The organism is Zunongwangia sp. L-65 (assembly GCF_056859415.1).
On record NZ_JBSXOK010000032.1, the window covers coordinates 1 to 17,548 of the forward strand.

Here is a 17,548-nt window from a genome sequence, read left to right on the forward strand (position 1 = left end):
ATCCGAAGTAATATCTAATTTTACTGGAAAAAGATTTTCTTTAAATGATGTAATTTCTTTTTCCAGAGCATCTGTATTCCGACTTGTTGCAATTACCTTATGTCCTTGTGAAAGGAGTAGTTTGATTAAATGAAGTCCTAGTCCTTTGGAAGTTCCTGTCACCAACCATACTTTTTGATTTTCTTTGTTCATAATAATCTGTTTTTTATTTATGAATACAAAGTTGCATTGGATTACTTTTTATACAGTATTCTGATTACTGAGTTTAGTATCCATATTACAGATGTATTTAATATTTTCTGAGTCCAGATGCTATCATCCCATTCAAAATATAGAGAGGATGGGTAGATGCCATACCACTTGTTTAACTTTACGTCTGTGAACTGAATAGTGAAGATGAAAATGTGTGGTTATGGATTTCAGGAGACAAAAACTTTCCATTGCGGAAGCAAAAGAAATGGACATGGTTCAATACCTATCCTCATTAGGTTATGAACCTTCAAAAATCAAGGGCAATGACCATTGGTACCGTTCTCCGCTACGGCAGGAAAACACCCCCTCTTTTAAGGTTAATCGAAAGCTGAACCGATGGTACGATCATGGCCTTGGTGAAGGAGGTAATGTTATCGATTTTGGGATTCAATATTACAGTTGTTCCGTTGGAGAATTTCTAAAAAAAATGGAGGGCGGTTTTTCTTTTCAAAAGCCCTCAAAAAGTTTTACCAAAATAAAAAATGAACCGGAGCATCAACTTAAAATTTTAAAAGAGGTTGAACTTAGTTCACATCCATTGATGCGCTACTTGGAACAACGAAAAATCCCTATTGAAACTGCAACTCGATATTGCCGGGAAGTACATTATGAAGTAAACGGGAAAAACTATTATGGAATTGGTTTTAAAAATGATTCTGACGGATTTGAAATACGCAATCCTTACTTCAAAGCAAGCAGTTCTCCCAAGGACATTACCACAGTAAAAAATGCTTCCGATGAGGTGACCGTATTCGAGGGCTTTATGGATTTTCTTTCGTTCAAATGTATCAGTAGAAATGATCTAAATAAGACTCCTGATTTTGTCATTTTAAATTCCCTTTCCCTGTTCGAAAAAGCACGTCCGTTTTTGGAATCACATAAAGCAATAAATCTATATCTGGACAATGATGCCGCCGGACAAAAAGTTGCCAGGGAAGCATTGTCTAGTAGCAAGAAATATAACGATCATAGCAAGCTTTACCAAAACCACAAAGACCTAAATGATTGGCTGGTACATATTGGAAAGCAGCAGAAGAAACGCTTAGGGAATAAACTTTAAAAGTGTTTCTAAGCATTTTAGAAAACTTCACTATTTAGAAAATCGTCAGAATCCCTGAAAGTACATAATAAGCCTCTGGGAGACTTTGGCAAAACAATGAGTTTGCAACGTTCCTGCAAACGGCAAGATGAACGGTTGTTTAACAATCGACATCTTGCTGCCTATAACTCGGAACTCGTGGGCAGGGCGTATAGAATGAATTTTTGAGTTTGATAAGATGATAAAGGAGAAGGAGATGGAAGGAAAAAAATCAAACAGGACACGCATTATTGGGCTGCGTTTAACACCCGATGAATATGAAAAAATCGAAAAGAAATGGCAAAATAGCACCTGCCGAAAGCTAAGCGAATATGTTCGTCACAGCCTTTTTAAAAAGCCCATTGTAACGACGTATCGCAACCAATCTGCCGATGATTTTATGGCAGAAATGGCTCAGCTTAGAAAGGAACTTAACCACGTAGGCAACAACTTTAATCAGGCCGTTAAAAAACTTCATACGCTTCAAGAAATCAGAGAATTTAAAAGCTGGCTGATTGCTTACGAAGTAGAAAAAAGAACCCTGTTCAATAAGGTGGATGAGATTAAAAAACACATACAAAAAATGGCAGAAATATGGTTGCAGTAATCAAAACAGGGCATTCTATTCACCGCATTTTAAACTACAATGAGAACAAAGTAAAGCAGGGAGTTGCGGAATGTATCGGGGCAGGAAATTATCCTGTTGATCCGGATAAAATGAGTTTTACTATGAAGCTAAACCGCTTCTTAAAACAGATGGAATTAAATGAAAAAACAAAGCGGAATAGTGTCCATATTTCACTCAATTTTGATGTTTCAGAGAACCATTTATCAAAGCAAAAACTGCTTGAAATAGCCGATGGTTATCTGGATAAAATCGGTTTCGGTGAACAACCTTATCTGGTCTATCAACACCACGATGCAGGACATCCGCACATTCATTTGGTAACTACCAATATTGAAGCGGATGGCAAACGAATTGACTTACATCATTTGGGCATTCGTAAGTCTGAACCCGCCCGAAAAGCATTGGAAAAAGAGTTTGGTTTGGTGCAGGCCGAAGCTCAAAAAAAAGATGAAAATTATAAATTAAAACCTATAACTGTTGGCAAGGCGATGTATGGCAAATCACAGACCAAAATGGCTATCCAAAACATTCTGGAAAATGTATTGACTCCCTATAAATATACTAGTCTTCCGGAGCTGAATGCAGTACTTAACAAATATAATGTAAAGGCAGAACGGGGAACAGAAAATTCAAAAGTTTATCAGACTGGCGGATTGCTATACCGGGTGCTGGATGCTGATGGTAATCCGGTAGGTGTTCCTATCAAAGCCAGCCTGTTTTATAATAAACCAACCCTGAAATTTCTGGAGCAGAAATTCAAAGAAAATATGGCGAAACGAACACCTTTTAAAAGACGGGTTAAAAATGCGGTGGATAAAGAATTGTTGTCAAAAAAATCATCCATTCCAGAACTAATATCTGCGTTGAAAAAACAAGGGATTCATATCGTACTCAGGCAAAATGCTAATGGAATTTTATACGGAATCACCTATGTGGATCACCAAACCAAGTGTGTTTTTAACGGAAGTGCTTTAGGCAAAGCCTACAGTGCCAAAGCCATTCAGAAAAGGTGTTTGCCGGAAGGTGTTCCGGGACAAGATTTGCTAAGGCATCCCGACCCGAAACAAAACATTGGGTTACAGCCACAGGCTGCCGCTGCGGCAGAAACCAAAGAAGCTGATAAAGAGGCTCAATCTGCTTCCATATCAATAGGAAAAGAAAATGTATTGCAGGTGTTGACCCAGGCAGAAAACACCTCGGAGTACCTGCCCAATCAACTTAAAAAGAAACGCAAAAAGAAGAAAAAAAGAAATCTGAATAATAATCAGTAAAAGAAATTAAAGCTATGGCAATGCACACCGGAGAAAATGAACAAGCACTAAGAAAGATACTGGATATGACAAGGCTTATCAGTATTACCATATTAATCATCCATTTCTATTATTACTGCTACAGTGCTTTTGAACTATGGGGATGGAGCAGCACATTTAGTGATCGTATTTTAGGCAATATTTATAAGACGGGATTGTTCAGCAATTTTCACAAATCGAAATTAATTGCCCTTTGTTTTTTGGGAATATCCCTTATAGGAACGAAGGGGAAAAAGGATGAAAAACTTAACCACAGAACGGCTTTTGCTTACCTGATGACCGGATTACTTATTTATTTTATCAGCTACCTATGCATGAAGCTAAACACACCTGTAATTACGACTGCTATTTTGTACATGGCACTTACAGGAATTGGCTTTCTGCTGGTGTTAACCGGTGGAACATTACTTTCACGAATCATCAGGGATAAAATTAATAACAAGGACATCTTTAATAAGGAAAACGAAACCTTTCCACAGGAAGAACGGTTGCTGGAAAACGAATATTCCATAAATCTTCCTGCCCAATACCAATTAAAAGATAAGCAGCGGAAAAGTTGGGTCAATATCATTAATCCATTTCGGGCGATTATGGTATTGGGAACACCCGGTTCCGGTAAATCTTACTTTGTAATACGTCATGTAATTACTCAACATATCCGTAAAGGGTTTAGCATGTTTGTGTACGACTTTAAGTTTGATGACCTTTCCAAAATAGTCTATAATACCTGGCTGAAAAACCAACATCGATATACCAAGCCCCCAGCATTTTATGTGATTAATTTCGATGACCTTACCCGTAGCCATCGGTGCAATCCCTTAGAGCCTTCAGCGATGACCGATATTACCGATGCAGCAGAAAGTGCCCGTACCATTTTGATGGGGTTAAACAGGGAATGGATCAAACGTCAGGGAGACTTCTTTGTGGAATCCCCAATCAACTTTCTAACCGCAATTATCTGGTATCTGAAAAAATACAAGGATGGGGAATTCTGCACCTTGCCACATGTAATAGAATTAATGCAGGTAGATTATGATAGCCTTTTCACATTATTACGAACCGAGAAGGAAATTGAAGTGCTGATAAATCCTTTTGTTAATGCATACCTCAATGATGTTATGGAACAATTGGAAGGCCAGATCGCCTCAGCAAAAGTGGCAATGGCAAGGCTTTCATCCCCACAGTTATACTATGTGTTGTCAGGAAATGATTTTAATCTGGATATTAATAATCCTGATGATCCAAAGATTGTATGTATGGGAAACAATCCGCAAAAAATACAAATTTACGGAGCGGTATTATCCCTCTATGTAAACAGGTTAATTAAGCTGGTGAACAAAAAAGGAAAGTTAAAGAGTAGTCTCATTTTTGATGAGTTCCCAACCATCTACCTGAACAATATGGATAGTTTGATTGCTACTGCCCGGAGCAATAAAGTTTCTACCTGTCTGGGTATTCAGGATTTTAGTCAGCTTCGAAAGGATTATGGCCGTGAGCAGGCAGATGTCATTATGAATATTACGGGGAATATCGTTAGCGGTCAGGTTACTGGCGATACGGCCAAACAACTTTCGGAGCGCTTTGGGAAAATAATGCAGGACAGGGAGAGCTATTCGATTAACAGTGGGGACACTTCGATAAGCCGATCCAAACAATTGGAAGCAGCCATACCACCTTCCAAAATATCGGGGTTAAGCTCCGGTGAATTTGTGGGTATGGTAGCAGATAATCCCGATTGTAAGATTGATTTGAAAGCTTTCCATTGTGAGATCATTAATGACCATGACAGCCTTAAGCGTGAGGAGCAAAATTATAAGGACATTGAAGTGATCCGAAAGTTGGATTCAGGTATGGTACAGCGTAACTATTTCCAAATCAAACAGGATATTCAGGACATTATACAGTCAGAAATGGAGCGGCTATTGAATGATCCGGGGCTGAGCCATTTGGTGGTAAGAAAGTAGAATTAAGATTTAGAAATGTTCTAATATATTTAAGGAATTATAAAATTGAATGAGCAATACAAGTTACCGTTTTTCATATTAAACTTATATTAAGGCAGTTAGAAAGTGAAATTTTATTTTCCTTTTTTACGGTTTTCCTTATTCTTTTTTCACTAATTATTCTTAAATTGGACAAAATTTGACAAGTCAAAATATAAAAGGTCGTGAAGCTAGCAAATAGAATTAAAGAGCTTAGAGAGAGTCAAGGATTACTCCAAAGACAACTCTCAGCAGAACTTGAAATTGACACCCCTATGTTTAGCAAGATTGAACGTGGAGAGCGTAGAGCTAAACGGGAACAGGTGCTAAAAATAGCGGAGCTGTTAAAGGCTGATGAACAGGAGTTGTTGGCATTGTGGTTAGCAGACCAAATTTTAGAAATAACCACAGACGAAGAACAGGCATTGCAAGCCTTAAAAATGGCAACAAAGGACATTAAAACGAATAGAAAATAAGAGACCACCATATATGGCCAAGAAAAAAATTGAAAAGACCAAAGCAATAGAAGAAACCCTTTGGCAATCGTGCGATAAATTAAGAGGTTCGGTTGACCCGGCAGAATACAAACACGTGGTGTTAGGATTGATATTCCTAAAGTTTGCCAGCGATAAATTTGAAGAGCGTAGAGAAGAACTCATTGCCGAGGGTAAAGAGAAATATGTAGAAATGAAAGACTTCTACAATATGAAAAACGTATTCTTCTTAGAGGAAATCTCTCGGTGGTCATACATCAGTAAAAATGCAAAGCAAAATGATTTAGCCTTAAAAATAGATACGGCATTGCATACCATTGAAAAAGATAACCCTGCTTTACAGGGGGCTTTACCAGATAACTATTTTTCTCGCTTAGGCTTAGACCGTACCAAATTGGCATCATTGGTTGATAAAATCAATGAAATAAACACCTTAGAAGATGAATCCCAAGACATCATAGGTAGAGTTTACGAGTACTTCCTTAGAAAATTTGCCATCAAAGAAGGAAAAGGAAAGGGAGAATTTTACACCCCAAAAACCATAGTAAACTTAATAGCAGAATTGATAGAACCTTATAAAGGCATCATCTATGACCCTGCTTGTGGTTCTGGTGGAATGTTTGTACAGTCTATCAAATTTATAGAAAGCCATCAAGGAAATAAAAAGGAAGTATCTATTTATGGACAAGAATCTTCCCCAACTACCTATAAACTGGCTAAAATGAATTTAGCCATTAGAGGTATTTCTGCAAACTTAGGAGACAAGCACGCTGATACATTCTCAAACGACCAACACAAAGATTTAAAAGCCGATTTCATTATGGCAAATCCACCCTTCAATCAAAAAGATTGGAGAGGTGCAGATGAGTTACAAGACGACCCTCGTTGGAGAGGTTATGATGTACCGCCAAAAAGTAATGCCAATTATGGTTGGATTTTGAATATGGTGAGTAAACTTTCCGAAAATGGCGTTGCAGGATTTATTTTGGCGAACGGAGCTTTATCTGGTGGTGGTGAAGAGTATAAAATCCGAAGAAAGTTGATTGAAAACAACTTGGTTGAAGCTATCATCATCATTCCACGAGATACTTTTTATACTACAGATATAAGTGTTACCCTTTGGATTTTAAACCGCAATAAAAAGCAACGTACCACGACCATAAATGACAAACTTAAAAACTATAGAGACCGAGAAAAAGAAGTGCTTTTTGTGGATTTAAGACGTTGGGGTAGCGAATATGAAAAGAAATTTATTGAGCTTATTCCAAAAGATATAGAAAAAGTAGCTGAAAACTATCACAATTGGCAGCAAACAGATTGGAAAAACACCTATAAAGATGTGCCTGAATATTGCCAATCGGTACATTTTGACAAGATTGCTGAAAACGATTTTTCTTTAGTACCAAGCAAATACATCCAGTTTGTAGATGGCGATAGCGGTATTGACTTTGATACCGAAATGAAGCGTATTCAGGGTGATTTTAAAGAGCTATTGCAAGAAGAAAAGCAAAGCCAAGAACAACTCATTAACGCCTTTAAAACATTGGGTTATGAGTTATAAAAAGATAGGTGATTACATACAAGTTGTAAGTAATAAGAATAAAGACTTAGAAGTAACCAACTTATTGGGAGTCAATATTTTTAAAAACTTTATGCCTTCTGTAGCCAATCAATCAAGTTTAGACTTATCTAAGTATAAGATAATTTCTAAAGGACAATTTGCTACTAACCTAATGCACGTAAACAGAGATGAAGTTTTGCCTGTGGCACTTTACACAGATGATGAACCTGCATTAGTTTCACCTGCTTACAAAACTTTTGAGGTAATTGATGAAAATGAGTTGTTGCCTGAATATCTTATGATTGAATTTCAACGACCAGAGTTTGATAGAAAAGCTTGGACATATTGCGATAGTAGTGTTAGAGGTGGTTTAGATTGGGATAGACTTTGCGAAATAGAAATCCCCATACCACATATAGATGAGCAACGTAAATATGTAAACCTATATAAAGGGTTGTTGAATAATCAAAAGACCTATGAAAATAGTTTAGAAGATTTACAGCTGATTTGTGATACCTACATTGAGGATTTAATCAAAACCCAAGAACCTAAAACATTGGGTGCTTACATTCAACAATCTGATGAACGTAATACAGATTTAGAGATTGATAATTTACTTGGAATCAGTGTGAATAAGGTTTTTATGCCTTCTAAAGCAAATCAAAATGGCCTAAATCTATCAAACTATAAAATAGTCAGAGAACGTCAATTTGGATATGTGTCTGTTACCTCAAGAAATGGCGAAAAGATTTCAATAGCTTTATTAGAAGGCGAAGCAGGTATTGTTTCAAGCACCTACACAGTCTTTGAAGTAATTGATAAAACAGTATTACTCCCAGAGTATCTGTTTTTATTCTTTAAACGAAGTGAGTTCGACCGTTATGCACGTTTCAATTCTTGGGGAAGTGCAAGAGAAACTTTTGATTGGAGTGAAATGTGCAGAGTTCAATTACCTATTCCAGATATAAAAATTCAAGAAGCCATTGTTACCATTTACCACACTTTAGAAACTCGTAAACGTATTAATGAGCAATTAAAAGACAGTATCAAACCATTATGTCCTGTTTTAATGCGTGGTGTTGTGGAGAAGTTGGAAAGTAAAAAAATGGTAGTTAATTAAAATAATAGATAGTGAAACTTGTAACTAGAGACAATATAGAACGTTGGGCAGACACTACATTTTCAAAAGCTGCATTACCTTATCTAATCTCAAGGTTAGTTAGGGCAACTACGCCTGCAAGTACAAAAGCAAACCTACCTTCGGGTAGTGCAACATACATTGGTGGTTGGGATGGTATAGTCAACTGTGAATCTGAAACAGCATACGTACCAAAAGGAAATTCTTTATGGGAGTTTGGTACAAATTCAGATATTAAAGGAAAAGCAGATGGCGATTACAACAAAAGAAAGGGTAATCCAATTGGTTTCACTCCAAAGGACTCTGTATTCGTATTTGTTACTCCGAGACTTTGGTCAAAAAAGGATGATTGGGTTAAAGAGAAAAAAGCCGAAAACCACTGGAAAGATGTAATTGTATATGATTCTGTAGATATTGAACAATGGCTCGATATAGCCTTATCCGTTTCACGTTGGTTTGCAGCACAAGATGGTGTAGGCACTTATCCTTTTGATGGGATAATGACAGCAGATGAATTTTGGGAAGAATGGTCTATTGGAGCAAAAGGCTTGGTTCTTTTACCTGAAAGCATCATTGCAGGAAGGGAGTACGAAAAAAATCAATTACTAACCACATTACAAGGAGACCCAACAATTAAAGGAATAAAGGCATCTACTAAAAATGAAGCAATTGCCTTTATTATAGCTGCTGCAAAAACTTTCCCTGATGATGCCTCTGATAGGTTTTTCTCTAAAGCTCTCATAATAGATACCGAAGGGAATTTTAGAGGTGTTAGGATAAATACAAATACTTCTTTAAACCTCATACCAAGATTTGATGAAGCACAGCCACTTTACGCTGCTGTATCAAAAGGGCATCACGTTTTAGTTCCGTTAGGTGCAGATGATGATTTTAATCAAGAAACAATCACCCTTCCGACAATTGATAGAGACGGTCAAATTAATTCACTTATTAAAAGTGGAGTTTCAAAAGATGAAGCAGAGAAATTTTCAAGAGAATCAGGAAGAAATATTACTATTCTAAAAAAACTTCTTGGGTTTCCTTATAATAAAGCAAAATGGTTTTTCAAGGAGGATATTCGAGAAATCATACCAGCACTATTATTAGGTAGATGGAATGAAACTTTTGTTGGTGATGTTGAGCTAATAGAACAATTATCAAATCAAAAATATGGCGATTATTTAATCACTCTCAATAAATGGAAAAATTTTGAAGAATCACCAATTATTCAAATTGGAGAAACTTGGCGTTTAACCTCTCCTTTAGATTTATGGACAAATCTATCTGCTCAACTTACTGAAAATGATTTTAAAAACCTTCAGGAATGTTTTTTACAAGCATTCAAAAACGGAAATCCTATTATTGAACCAAAGGATAAAAATGATTTTGCAGCCAGTTTTAATAAAAAGAGAAAGTATTCAAATTGGTCAAGAGAAGGCTTAACTCAATCATTTATTCTTGTTGGTCGCTTAGGCGATAGCATTAAAATACCGAATCTTAATAAACCTCAAAATTGGGTAGATAGCATTGTGCTTGATTTATTATACAATGCAACTGGAGAAACTTGGGTTTCCGTAAATCACGAGTTACCGCTTATTTCTGAAGCATCTCCAGATAGTTTTCTAAAATCAGTGAATAATTCCTTAGCGAAGGAAAAACCTGAAATAATGGAAATGTTTGAAGAAGAAGATGGCTTTCTTCACAAAACAAGTCACCATACAGGTTTACTTTGGGCTCTTGAAAATTTAGCTTGGCTACCAGAGTACCTTAGAGACACAAGTTTAATTTTATTACAACTCTCAAGACTTGACCCTGGTGGTAATTTGTCGAACAGACCATTAAATAGTATTACGGAGATTTTTAAACCGTGGCATTATCAAACTCTCGCATCTTATGATGAAAGAATAGCTGTCTTAAAATATATTACAGAGCGAGAACAAGAAACAGGTTGGTCATTGCTTATTCGTATGCTTCCTGAACATCACGGTGTTGCTCATCCTACGCATAAAATGCGTTGGAGAATGTTTGATAAAAATACCAATCTAAAATATACGTATCAGGAAATTTGGGATACGCATTCAACGATAATTGAAATGCTTATTGAGCTTTTTGATTATGATGAAAATAAGTTCTCCCAGTTAATAAATGAAGTTACAAATCTAAGCCCTAAGGACAGAAATAGGGTTTTGATTTGGGCAGATGAGGTTTGCTTAAAAGTGGAGCAAAAGAGTTTCACAACTTGGGATACCATAAGAAAAATATTAAATCATCATAGGTCCCATCCCGATACAGATTGGGCATTACCTGAATCAGAATTGAAAAGGTTGGAAGACTTGTACAATAAACTTCAACCAACTTCTACTTTAGAGAAATACATTTGGTTGTTTAATGACCATTGGCCTGAATTTCCTGAAGGATTTGTATATAAGGATAATGAGTTTGAAAAACGTCACGAACAGCAGCAAAAAAGAGTTGATGAAGCAAGAAAAGATGCAGTTATAAATTTTATTTCTGAATTAGGTTTAGACAAAACCTTAGAACTCAGAAATGAAATATCTCAATTATGGGCTTTTGGCTATGCTTTGGCAGATGTAATTTCTAAACAAGAAGATATTTTCACCATCAGTAAATGTCTATATGATGAAGGAAGTAAAATAACCTTTGTTCATAGTTTTATTTACCGTAAATCAATTAAAGAGGGTTTTGATTGGGTTAAAGTCTTGTTTAGTGATTTGCAAGAGAAGGGTTATAGTCATCAAGCACTCTCCAATATTTTAATTCCTATCAATCAAAATCAGGAACTATGGGATTTCATTTCTACTTTAAATGAGGAAATTCAGAATCTATATTGGCAGAATGTAAGACCTCATTTTTATCATATTTCTGATGCTGAAAAAGTTTTTGGGGTAGAAATGCTTTTAATTCATAAAAGATTTTTTTCTGCAATTGATATTGCTTCACATTTTCCTAAAGTTATTCCAACCGACCTTCTTGCAGAAATGCTCCGAAGAGCAGGAACTGAAGAATCAAGTGAGACGATACGCTTTAAGGGCTATGAAATAGAAAGAATATTTGAGGAAATAGATAACCGAGAAGATATAGAGAAATCTACTCTTATTCAGCTAGAATGGTTGTATCTCGCTATTTTAGATTCATATGGCACAAGAAGAAACCCCATAAACCTTGAAGAAGAATTAGCAAACAATCCTGATTTTTTCATTGATGTATTAAAGTGGATTTATCTTCCTAAGGATAAAACTTTATTAGAAGAGGAAAGAAAAGGAATTACTGATGAAGTCATTGAAAGTAGAGCGAAACAATCATATCACCTACTTAATTCTTGGAAAAAAATTCCAGGAATGAATGATGATAATTCTATTGATGAAGTGGAATTAAAAAGCTGGATAGACAAAGTACGCGAACTTGCTAAAAATGTAAGCAGATTAGAAGTTGCTGATATGCAAATTGGGAAGGTGTTAGCTCAATATCCTGAGGATATACCTGAATGGCCACAGGAAACAATATTTAAGATAATAGAAGAAATAAATTCAGATAGCATAAAAAGTAATTATTCATCGGCATTGTTTAACAAAAGAGGCTCTTCTTCAAGAGGAGCTTTTGACGGTGGTGATATTGAAAGGGAGAAAGCCGCCTATTTTGAAAAGTTAGAAAAAGACTTTAAAGATAAATATCCTAACGTAGCTGAAATATTTAAAAGACTATCTGATGGTTATCTATTAGATGCCAAAAGAATGGATGATGAAGCTGAAAGAAACAGATTAGAATATTAACCTTAACTATACAAATTTTAAAAGGAATATGACAGAAACCAACCGCATAGAATACAAAGCACAACTCACCAAAGATTTAGATTTGGAAAAAGAAGTGGTAGCCTTTTTAAACTACCACGAGGGCGGTTTGGTCTATATTGGTATTGATAAAAACGGCAACACCCTTGGTGTAGCAGACCCGGATGCCGATATGCTTAAAATAAAAGACCGCATTAAAAACAACATCGCTCCTTCTGCTATGGGCTTGTTTGATGTGGTGGCAGAAGAAAAAGACGGTCAGCCTATCATTAAAATCATTGTGGCTAGCGGTAGCGAAAAACCCTATTTCAAGAAAAAATACGGAATGACCGAAAAAGGCTGTTACCTACGTATTGGTACAGCGGCAGAGCCTATGCCTCAAAAAATGATTGAGGAACTGTTCGCTTCTCGTACCCGTAATTCTATCGGTAAAATAAAGGCGAACCGACAAGACCTTAGTTTTGCCCAACTGCGTATTTATTACGAAGAAAAACGCAAACCACTCAATCAACAGTTTAAAAAGAATTTAGAGTTGCTTACTCCACAGGGAGACATTAATTACGCAGGCTATTTGTTGGCAGACGAAAACAATGTATCTGTAAAAGTAGCCAAATATAAAGGCACTACCCGTGCAGACTTAGCTGAAAGCAATGAATACGGTTATGGTTCACTCATTAAAGCTACCAAAAGCGTACTCGATAAAATAGAACTGGAAAACCGTACCCTTACCCAAATTACCAGTAAGGAGCGTTTAGAAAAACGGCTTTGGAATGGTATTGCCTTACGTGAAGCCATTATCAACGCTTTTGTGCATAACGACTATACCCGAGAAATAGCTCCCAAGTTTGAAATATTCCAGGACCGTATAGAAATTACTTCGGCAGGTGCTTTACCCGAAGGCTTGAGCGAATCTGAGTTTTTTGAAGGCTATTCTGTTCCCCGAAACAAAGAGTTAATGCGGGTTTTTAAAGATGTGGATTTGGTAGAACAATTGGGTTCAGGTATCCCAAGAATACTGGAAACTTATGGTAAAGAATGCTTTCAGTTCTCCGCTAATTTCCTGCGTATGGTCTTTCCATCGGCAGAACCAATCAACACCACCGAACAAGTTACCGAACAAGTCACCGACCAAGCTATCGACCAAGTTGCCGACCAAGCTACCGACCAAGTCAAAGCCTTGTTATCTGTTATGAAAAATGAGCACTACAGAAGTGAATTAATGGATTTCTTGAATTTATCGCATAACCATACATTCAGACAAAACTATTTGCATCCAGCTATTGAAAAAGGGCTTATAGAATTAACCATTCCTGATAAACCCAATAGCAGCAAACAAAAATACCGTCTTACAGCAAAAGGTAAGCAACTTAAAGAACATATAAAATGAGTTTAATGTCTACCAAAATAGAGAAAAGAAATATCCAGCAGGGTACATTAATATTCACCTTAATACTAAGGTGGGTAGATAAGTTGGTAGATGGGTTGGTACTAAACTTGGTACAAGAATTGGCTCTACAGAGGAAACCAGTATTAACCGTTAACCATTAAGAATTAACCATTATTGATGAAGTTTACAGAAGCAAAATTAGAGGAAGCATTTATAGAATTATTGGGTAATGAAGGTTATCCACATTTTTTAGGGAATACCATTAGCCGTATGCCCGAAGAAGTGTTGATTGAAGAAGATATAATCGAGTTTCTATTAACACAATATAAAAAAGAAGGATTAACCCTTACCGAGGCTAAATCCATTGTATTGCAGCTTAAAACCTTACCTGCTTCTGATTTATACGAAACCAATAAAAAAATAATCCAGTGGCTGTCTGATGGTTTTATTCTAAAACGAGAAGACCGTAACCAAAAGGATATTTGGGTATCATTAATTGACTATGCAGGCTTAGACCGTCAAATTCAAGGAAAAAACTTAGACACCCTATCAGTAGCCGAACCCCAAGAAAAATATGGCGACAATAACATCTACAAATTTGTTAACCAACTTGAAATTGTAGGTACAGAAAAGCGTATTCCTGATGGTATTATTTACGTCAATGGAATACCAGTAGTAGTGTTTGAGTTTAAAACGGCTATTCAAGAGAATTGCACCATCCATAACGCTTATGTACAGTTAACAACACGTTACAAAAGAGATATTCCAGAGCTTTTTAAATACAATGCATTCTGCGTTATAAGTGATGGAGTAAACAACAAAGCAGGTTCATTTTTTGCACCCTATGAGTTTTACTATGCGTGGCGTAGAATATCAGGCTTAGCTAAAGACGTAGATGGCATCGATAGTATGTTTACCCTTATTCAGGGAATGCTGCACCAAAACAGATTAAGGGATATTATTCAAAACTTTATTTACATACCTGATACATCTAAAAAAGATGAGAAAATAGTATGTCGTTATCCACAATACTATGCCGCAAGAGCTTTATACGACAATATCAAAAAAGCTCAAAAACCAGAAGGAGACGGAAAAGGTGGAACATACTTTGGTGCTACTGGTAGCGGTAAGAGTTATACAATGCTCTATCTCACACGACTATTAATGAAGAGTGAGTATTTTGAAAACCCTACAATCGTTCTCATTACAGACCGTACAGATTTAGATGACCAGCTTTCAGGACAGTTTACCAATGCTAAAATTTACATCGGTGATGATACGATAACAAGCGTAGAAAGTAGAGCTGAATTAAGAGAACTATTACAAGGTCGTGCCAGTGGTGGAGTATTCTTAACCACCATTCACAAGTTCACAGAAGATATTGAGCTATTAACTGAGCGTACCAATGTGATTTGTATTTCTGATGAAGCACATAGAAGTCAAACCAACTTAGACCAAAAAGTTAGAGTTACAGAAAAGGGCGTGAAGAAATCCTTTGGCTTTGCCAAGTATTTACACGACTCTTTACCCAATGCAACCTATGTAGGTTTTACAGGAACACCAGTTGATGCGACTTTAGATGTATTCGGTAAGGTAGTAGATGCCTACACGATGACCGAATCGGTTAAAGATGAAATTACTGTTCGTATTGTGTATGAAGGTAGGGCCGCAAAAATAGCCCTACAAAATAGTGAATTAGAAAAGATTGAGAAATATTACGAAGAAGCTGCGGAAGCTGGAGCCAATGAATATCAGGTAGAAGAAAGTAAAAAGCAATCTGCAAATATGAACGCTATTCTCGGCGACCCGGATAGGTTAAAAGAATTGGCTGCCGATTTTGTACAGCACTATGAAAATCGAGTTACAGAAGGAGCTACGATTAAAGGAAAAGCCATGTTTGTAAGTAGTTCTCGCAATATTGCTTATGAATTTTATCAGAATGTATTAGCATTAAGACCTGAATGGAACGAAGTAAAAGTTGCCGAGGAAGGTGCAGTGCTTTCAGATAAAGATAAGAGGGAAATCAAACCGATGGAGCGTATCAAAATGATTATGACCCGTGGTAAAGACGACTCCAAAGAATTATACGATTTATTAGGCTCTAAAGAATATCGTAAAGAGTTAGACAGGCAATTCAAAAATGAAAAATCTAATTTCAAAATAGCGATCGTTGTTGATATGTGGTTAACAGGCTTTGATGTTCCTTTCTTAGACACTATATACATCGATAAGCCAATTCAGCAACACAACTTAATACAAACCATTTCTCGTGTTAATCGAAAATTTAAAGGCAAGAATAAAGGCTTGGTTGTAGATTATATTGGTATTAAGAAACAAATGAATTTAGCCCTTAAAAAATACTCAGAGGGTGATAAAGACAATTTTGAGGATATACAACAATCCTTAATAGTAGTAAGAAATCATTTAGACCTATTAGCTAAACTCCTTCATAAATTTGATAGCTCGAAATACTTTAACGGTTCTGCGTTAGAGCAATTGAATACACTTAATATGGCAGCTGAATTTGTACAGCTGACTAAAGAAATGGAAACTCGATTTATGGGCTTAGTGAAAAGACTAAAAGCGGCCTATGATATTTGTGCGGGTAGTGAAGAATTGACACAACAGGAAAGAGATTACACCCATTTCTACTTAGCAATTCGCTCTATTGTTTTTAAACTCACTAAAGGAAATGCACCAGACACAGCTCAAATGAATGCAAAAGTAAGGGAGATGATTAAAAATGCCTTACAGAGTGATGGTGTAGATGAAATCTTTAAAATGGGTGAAGAAACTGAAAAAGAGCAAGACATTTTTGATGAGGATTATTTAGCCAAAATCGATAAAATCAAACTACCGAATACAAAGATTAAGTTGTTACAGCAACTATTGGCAAAGGCTATTGGTGAAATGAAGAAAGTCAATAAAGTAAAAGGTGTTGACTTTTCTAAGAAAATGGAATCCTTAGTTCAGAAATACAATCAACGTGATGAAAATGATATTCTACGTAGTGAGGTGTACGAGGAAATGGCGGAACAGTTAACCAACCTTATTTGGGATGTTTATAAAGAATTTAAGGCAGGTGATGATTTAGGGATTGATTTTGAGGAAAAAGCATTTTATGATATCCTAAAAGAACTTTGTGTTAAATACGATTTCACCTATCCTGAAGACAAATTAATTGAGTTAGCACAAGCGGTAAAAGACTTGGTTGATGGTCAGGCTAAATTTCCAGACTGGAACAAAAGGGATGATATTAAATCTGCTTTAAAAGTAGGTCTAATACTTCTTTTAGACGAACACGGCTATCCACCAGTAGAACGTGATGAAGTCTACAAAGAAATCTTTGAACAAGCTGAAAATTTTAAAAAATATAGTCAAGCAAAATAAAATAACAGCATAAGACTGAAATATGAACTAATAAAACCAACTAAACTAATGCAAAATCACTGTTTCAACATCCTAACCTTTAACTATCCCATAGAATATCCTGAAATAGTTACCGAAATTTCCAATATTTCAACCGCAACGAAATACCCGAATTTGGAAAAGATAACCTTTGGTTTTTATAAATTTTAAAACATTAATAATGAAATTAACACCCAAAAAAATAAGCCTTGATAATCTACTTTTAGATCCTAATAACCCAAGATTTGCTGATATATCTGATGAGTCTTTAAATATCCCACAAATAAAATATGCAGAAGAAAAGGTACAAAAGAATGCATATGATAAAATGATGCACCCAAGATTTGATGTTCAATCATTAGTGGATGAGCCGGCCATAGTGAACCACGTGCGCCGGATGAAAGTGAGCATAGCAAACTAAGTGCGCAAAATCGATTCTACTGTGGTTAAATTTACTATTTATTTTTAAGTTTTTTCCTCATTGATTCCCCCTTGATATCT

The 17,548-nt window shown here is 36.1% G+C and carries 12 protein-coding genes; 11 read left to right on the forward strand and 1 reads right to left on the reverse strand.

What is annotated here, in order from left to right; genetic code table 11:
* Positions 1 to 192: SDR family NAD(P)-dependent oxidoreductase (locus AC13DP_RS02360; protein WP_483067239.1), on the reverse strand; the 192-nt coding region annotated here is incomplete at its 3' end.
* A 220-nt stretch (positions 193 to 412) separates the two neighbouring features.
* Here AC13DP_RS02360 and AC13DP_RS02365 point away from each other — a divergent pair.
* The 11 genes from AC13DP_RS02365 to AC13DP_RS02415 all read left to right on the forward strand — a co-directional run bounded on the left by AC13DP_RS02365 (position 413) and on the right by AC13DP_RS02415 (position 17,468).
* Positions 413 to 1,312: a toprim domain-containing protein gene (locus AC13DP_RS02365; protein WP_483067240.1), complete on the forward strand. Its 900-nt coding sequence runs from the start codon at positions 413 to 415 to the stop codon at positions 1,310 to 1,312.
* Between the two features lie 235 nt (positions 1,313 to 1,547).
* Positions 1,548 to 1,937 (forward strand): plasmid mobilization protein, encoded by a 390-nt coding sequence (locus AC13DP_RS02370; RefSeq protein ID WP_347405875.1) that lies wholly within the window; start codon positions 1,548 to 1,550, stop codon positions 1,935 to 1,937.
* The gene (locus tag AC13DP_RS02375) at positions 1,925 to 3,229 is read left to right on the forward strand and encodes a relaxase/mobilization nuclease domain-containing protein (RefSeq protein ID WP_347405876.1); all 1,305 of its coding nucleotides are present in this window, start codon (positions 1,925 to 1,927) and stop codon (positions 3,227 to 3,229) included. The genes AC13DP_RS02370 and AC13DP_RS02375 overlap by 13 nt, the downstream gene beginning before the upstream one ends.
* 20 nt (positions 3,230 to 3,249) lie before the next feature.
* Positions 3,250 to 5,232 carry a conjugal transfer protein MobC gene (gene mobC, locus AC13DP_RS02380; protein ID WP_483067247.1) on the forward strand — a complete coding sequence of 661 codons (1,983 nt, stop codon included), beginning with the start codon at positions 3,250 to 3,252 and terminating at the stop codon, positions 5,230 to 5,232.
* A 203-nt stretch (positions 5,233 to 5,435) separates the two neighbouring features.
* The gene (locus AC13DP_RS02385) at positions 5,436 to 5,726 is read left to right on the forward strand and encodes a helix-turn-helix domain-containing protein (protein ID WP_483067241.1); all 291 of its coding nucleotides are present in this window, start codon (positions 5,436 to 5,438) and stop codon (positions 5,724 to 5,726) included.
* Positions 5,727 to 5,739: 13 nt separating this feature from the next.
* Positions 5,740 to 7,305 (forward strand): type I restriction-modification system subunit M, encoded by a 1,566-nt coding sequence (locus tag AC13DP_RS02390; RefSeq protein ID WP_483067242.1) that lies wholly within the window; start codon positions 5,740 to 5,742, stop codon positions 7,303 to 7,305.
* Positions 7,295 to 8,425, forward strand: coding sequence for a restriction endonuclease subunit S (locus AC13DP_RS02395; RefSeq protein ID WP_483067243.1), 1,131 nt, complete (start codon positions 7,295 to 7,297; stop codon positions 8,423 to 8,425). The genes AC13DP_RS02390 and AC13DP_RS02395 overlap by 11 nt, the downstream gene beginning before the upstream one ends.
* Positions 8,426 to 8,436: 11 nt before the next feature.
* Complete coding sequence (locus AC13DP_RS02400; RefSeq protein ID WP_483067244.1) at positions 8,437 to 12,234, forward strand: hypothetical protein; 3,798 nt, start codon at positions 8,437 to 8,439, stop codon at positions 12,232 to 12,234.
* A gap of 28 nt (positions 12,235 to 12,262) precedes the next feature.
* Positions 12,263 to 13,639: a Fic family protein gene (locus AC13DP_RS02405; protein WP_347405881.1), complete on the forward strand. Its 1,377-nt coding sequence runs from the start codon at positions 12,263 to 12,265 to the stop codon at positions 13,637 to 13,639.
* Between the two features lie 177 nt (positions 13,640 to 13,816).
* Complete coding sequence (locus AC13DP_RS02410) at positions 13,817 to 17,029, forward strand: type I restriction endonuclease subunit R (protein WP_483067245.1); 3,213 nt, start codon at positions 13,817 to 13,819, stop codon at positions 17,027 to 17,029.
* 199 nt (positions 17,030 to 17,228) lie between these two features.
* Positions 17,229 to 17,468 carry a hypothetical protein gene (locus AC13DP_RS02415; RefSeq protein WP_483067246.1) on the forward strand — a complete coding sequence of 80 codons (240 nt, stop codon included), beginning with the start codon at positions 17,229 to 17,231 and terminating at the stop codon, positions 17,466 to 17,468.
* Positions 17,469 to 17,548: the final 80 nt, after the last annotated feature.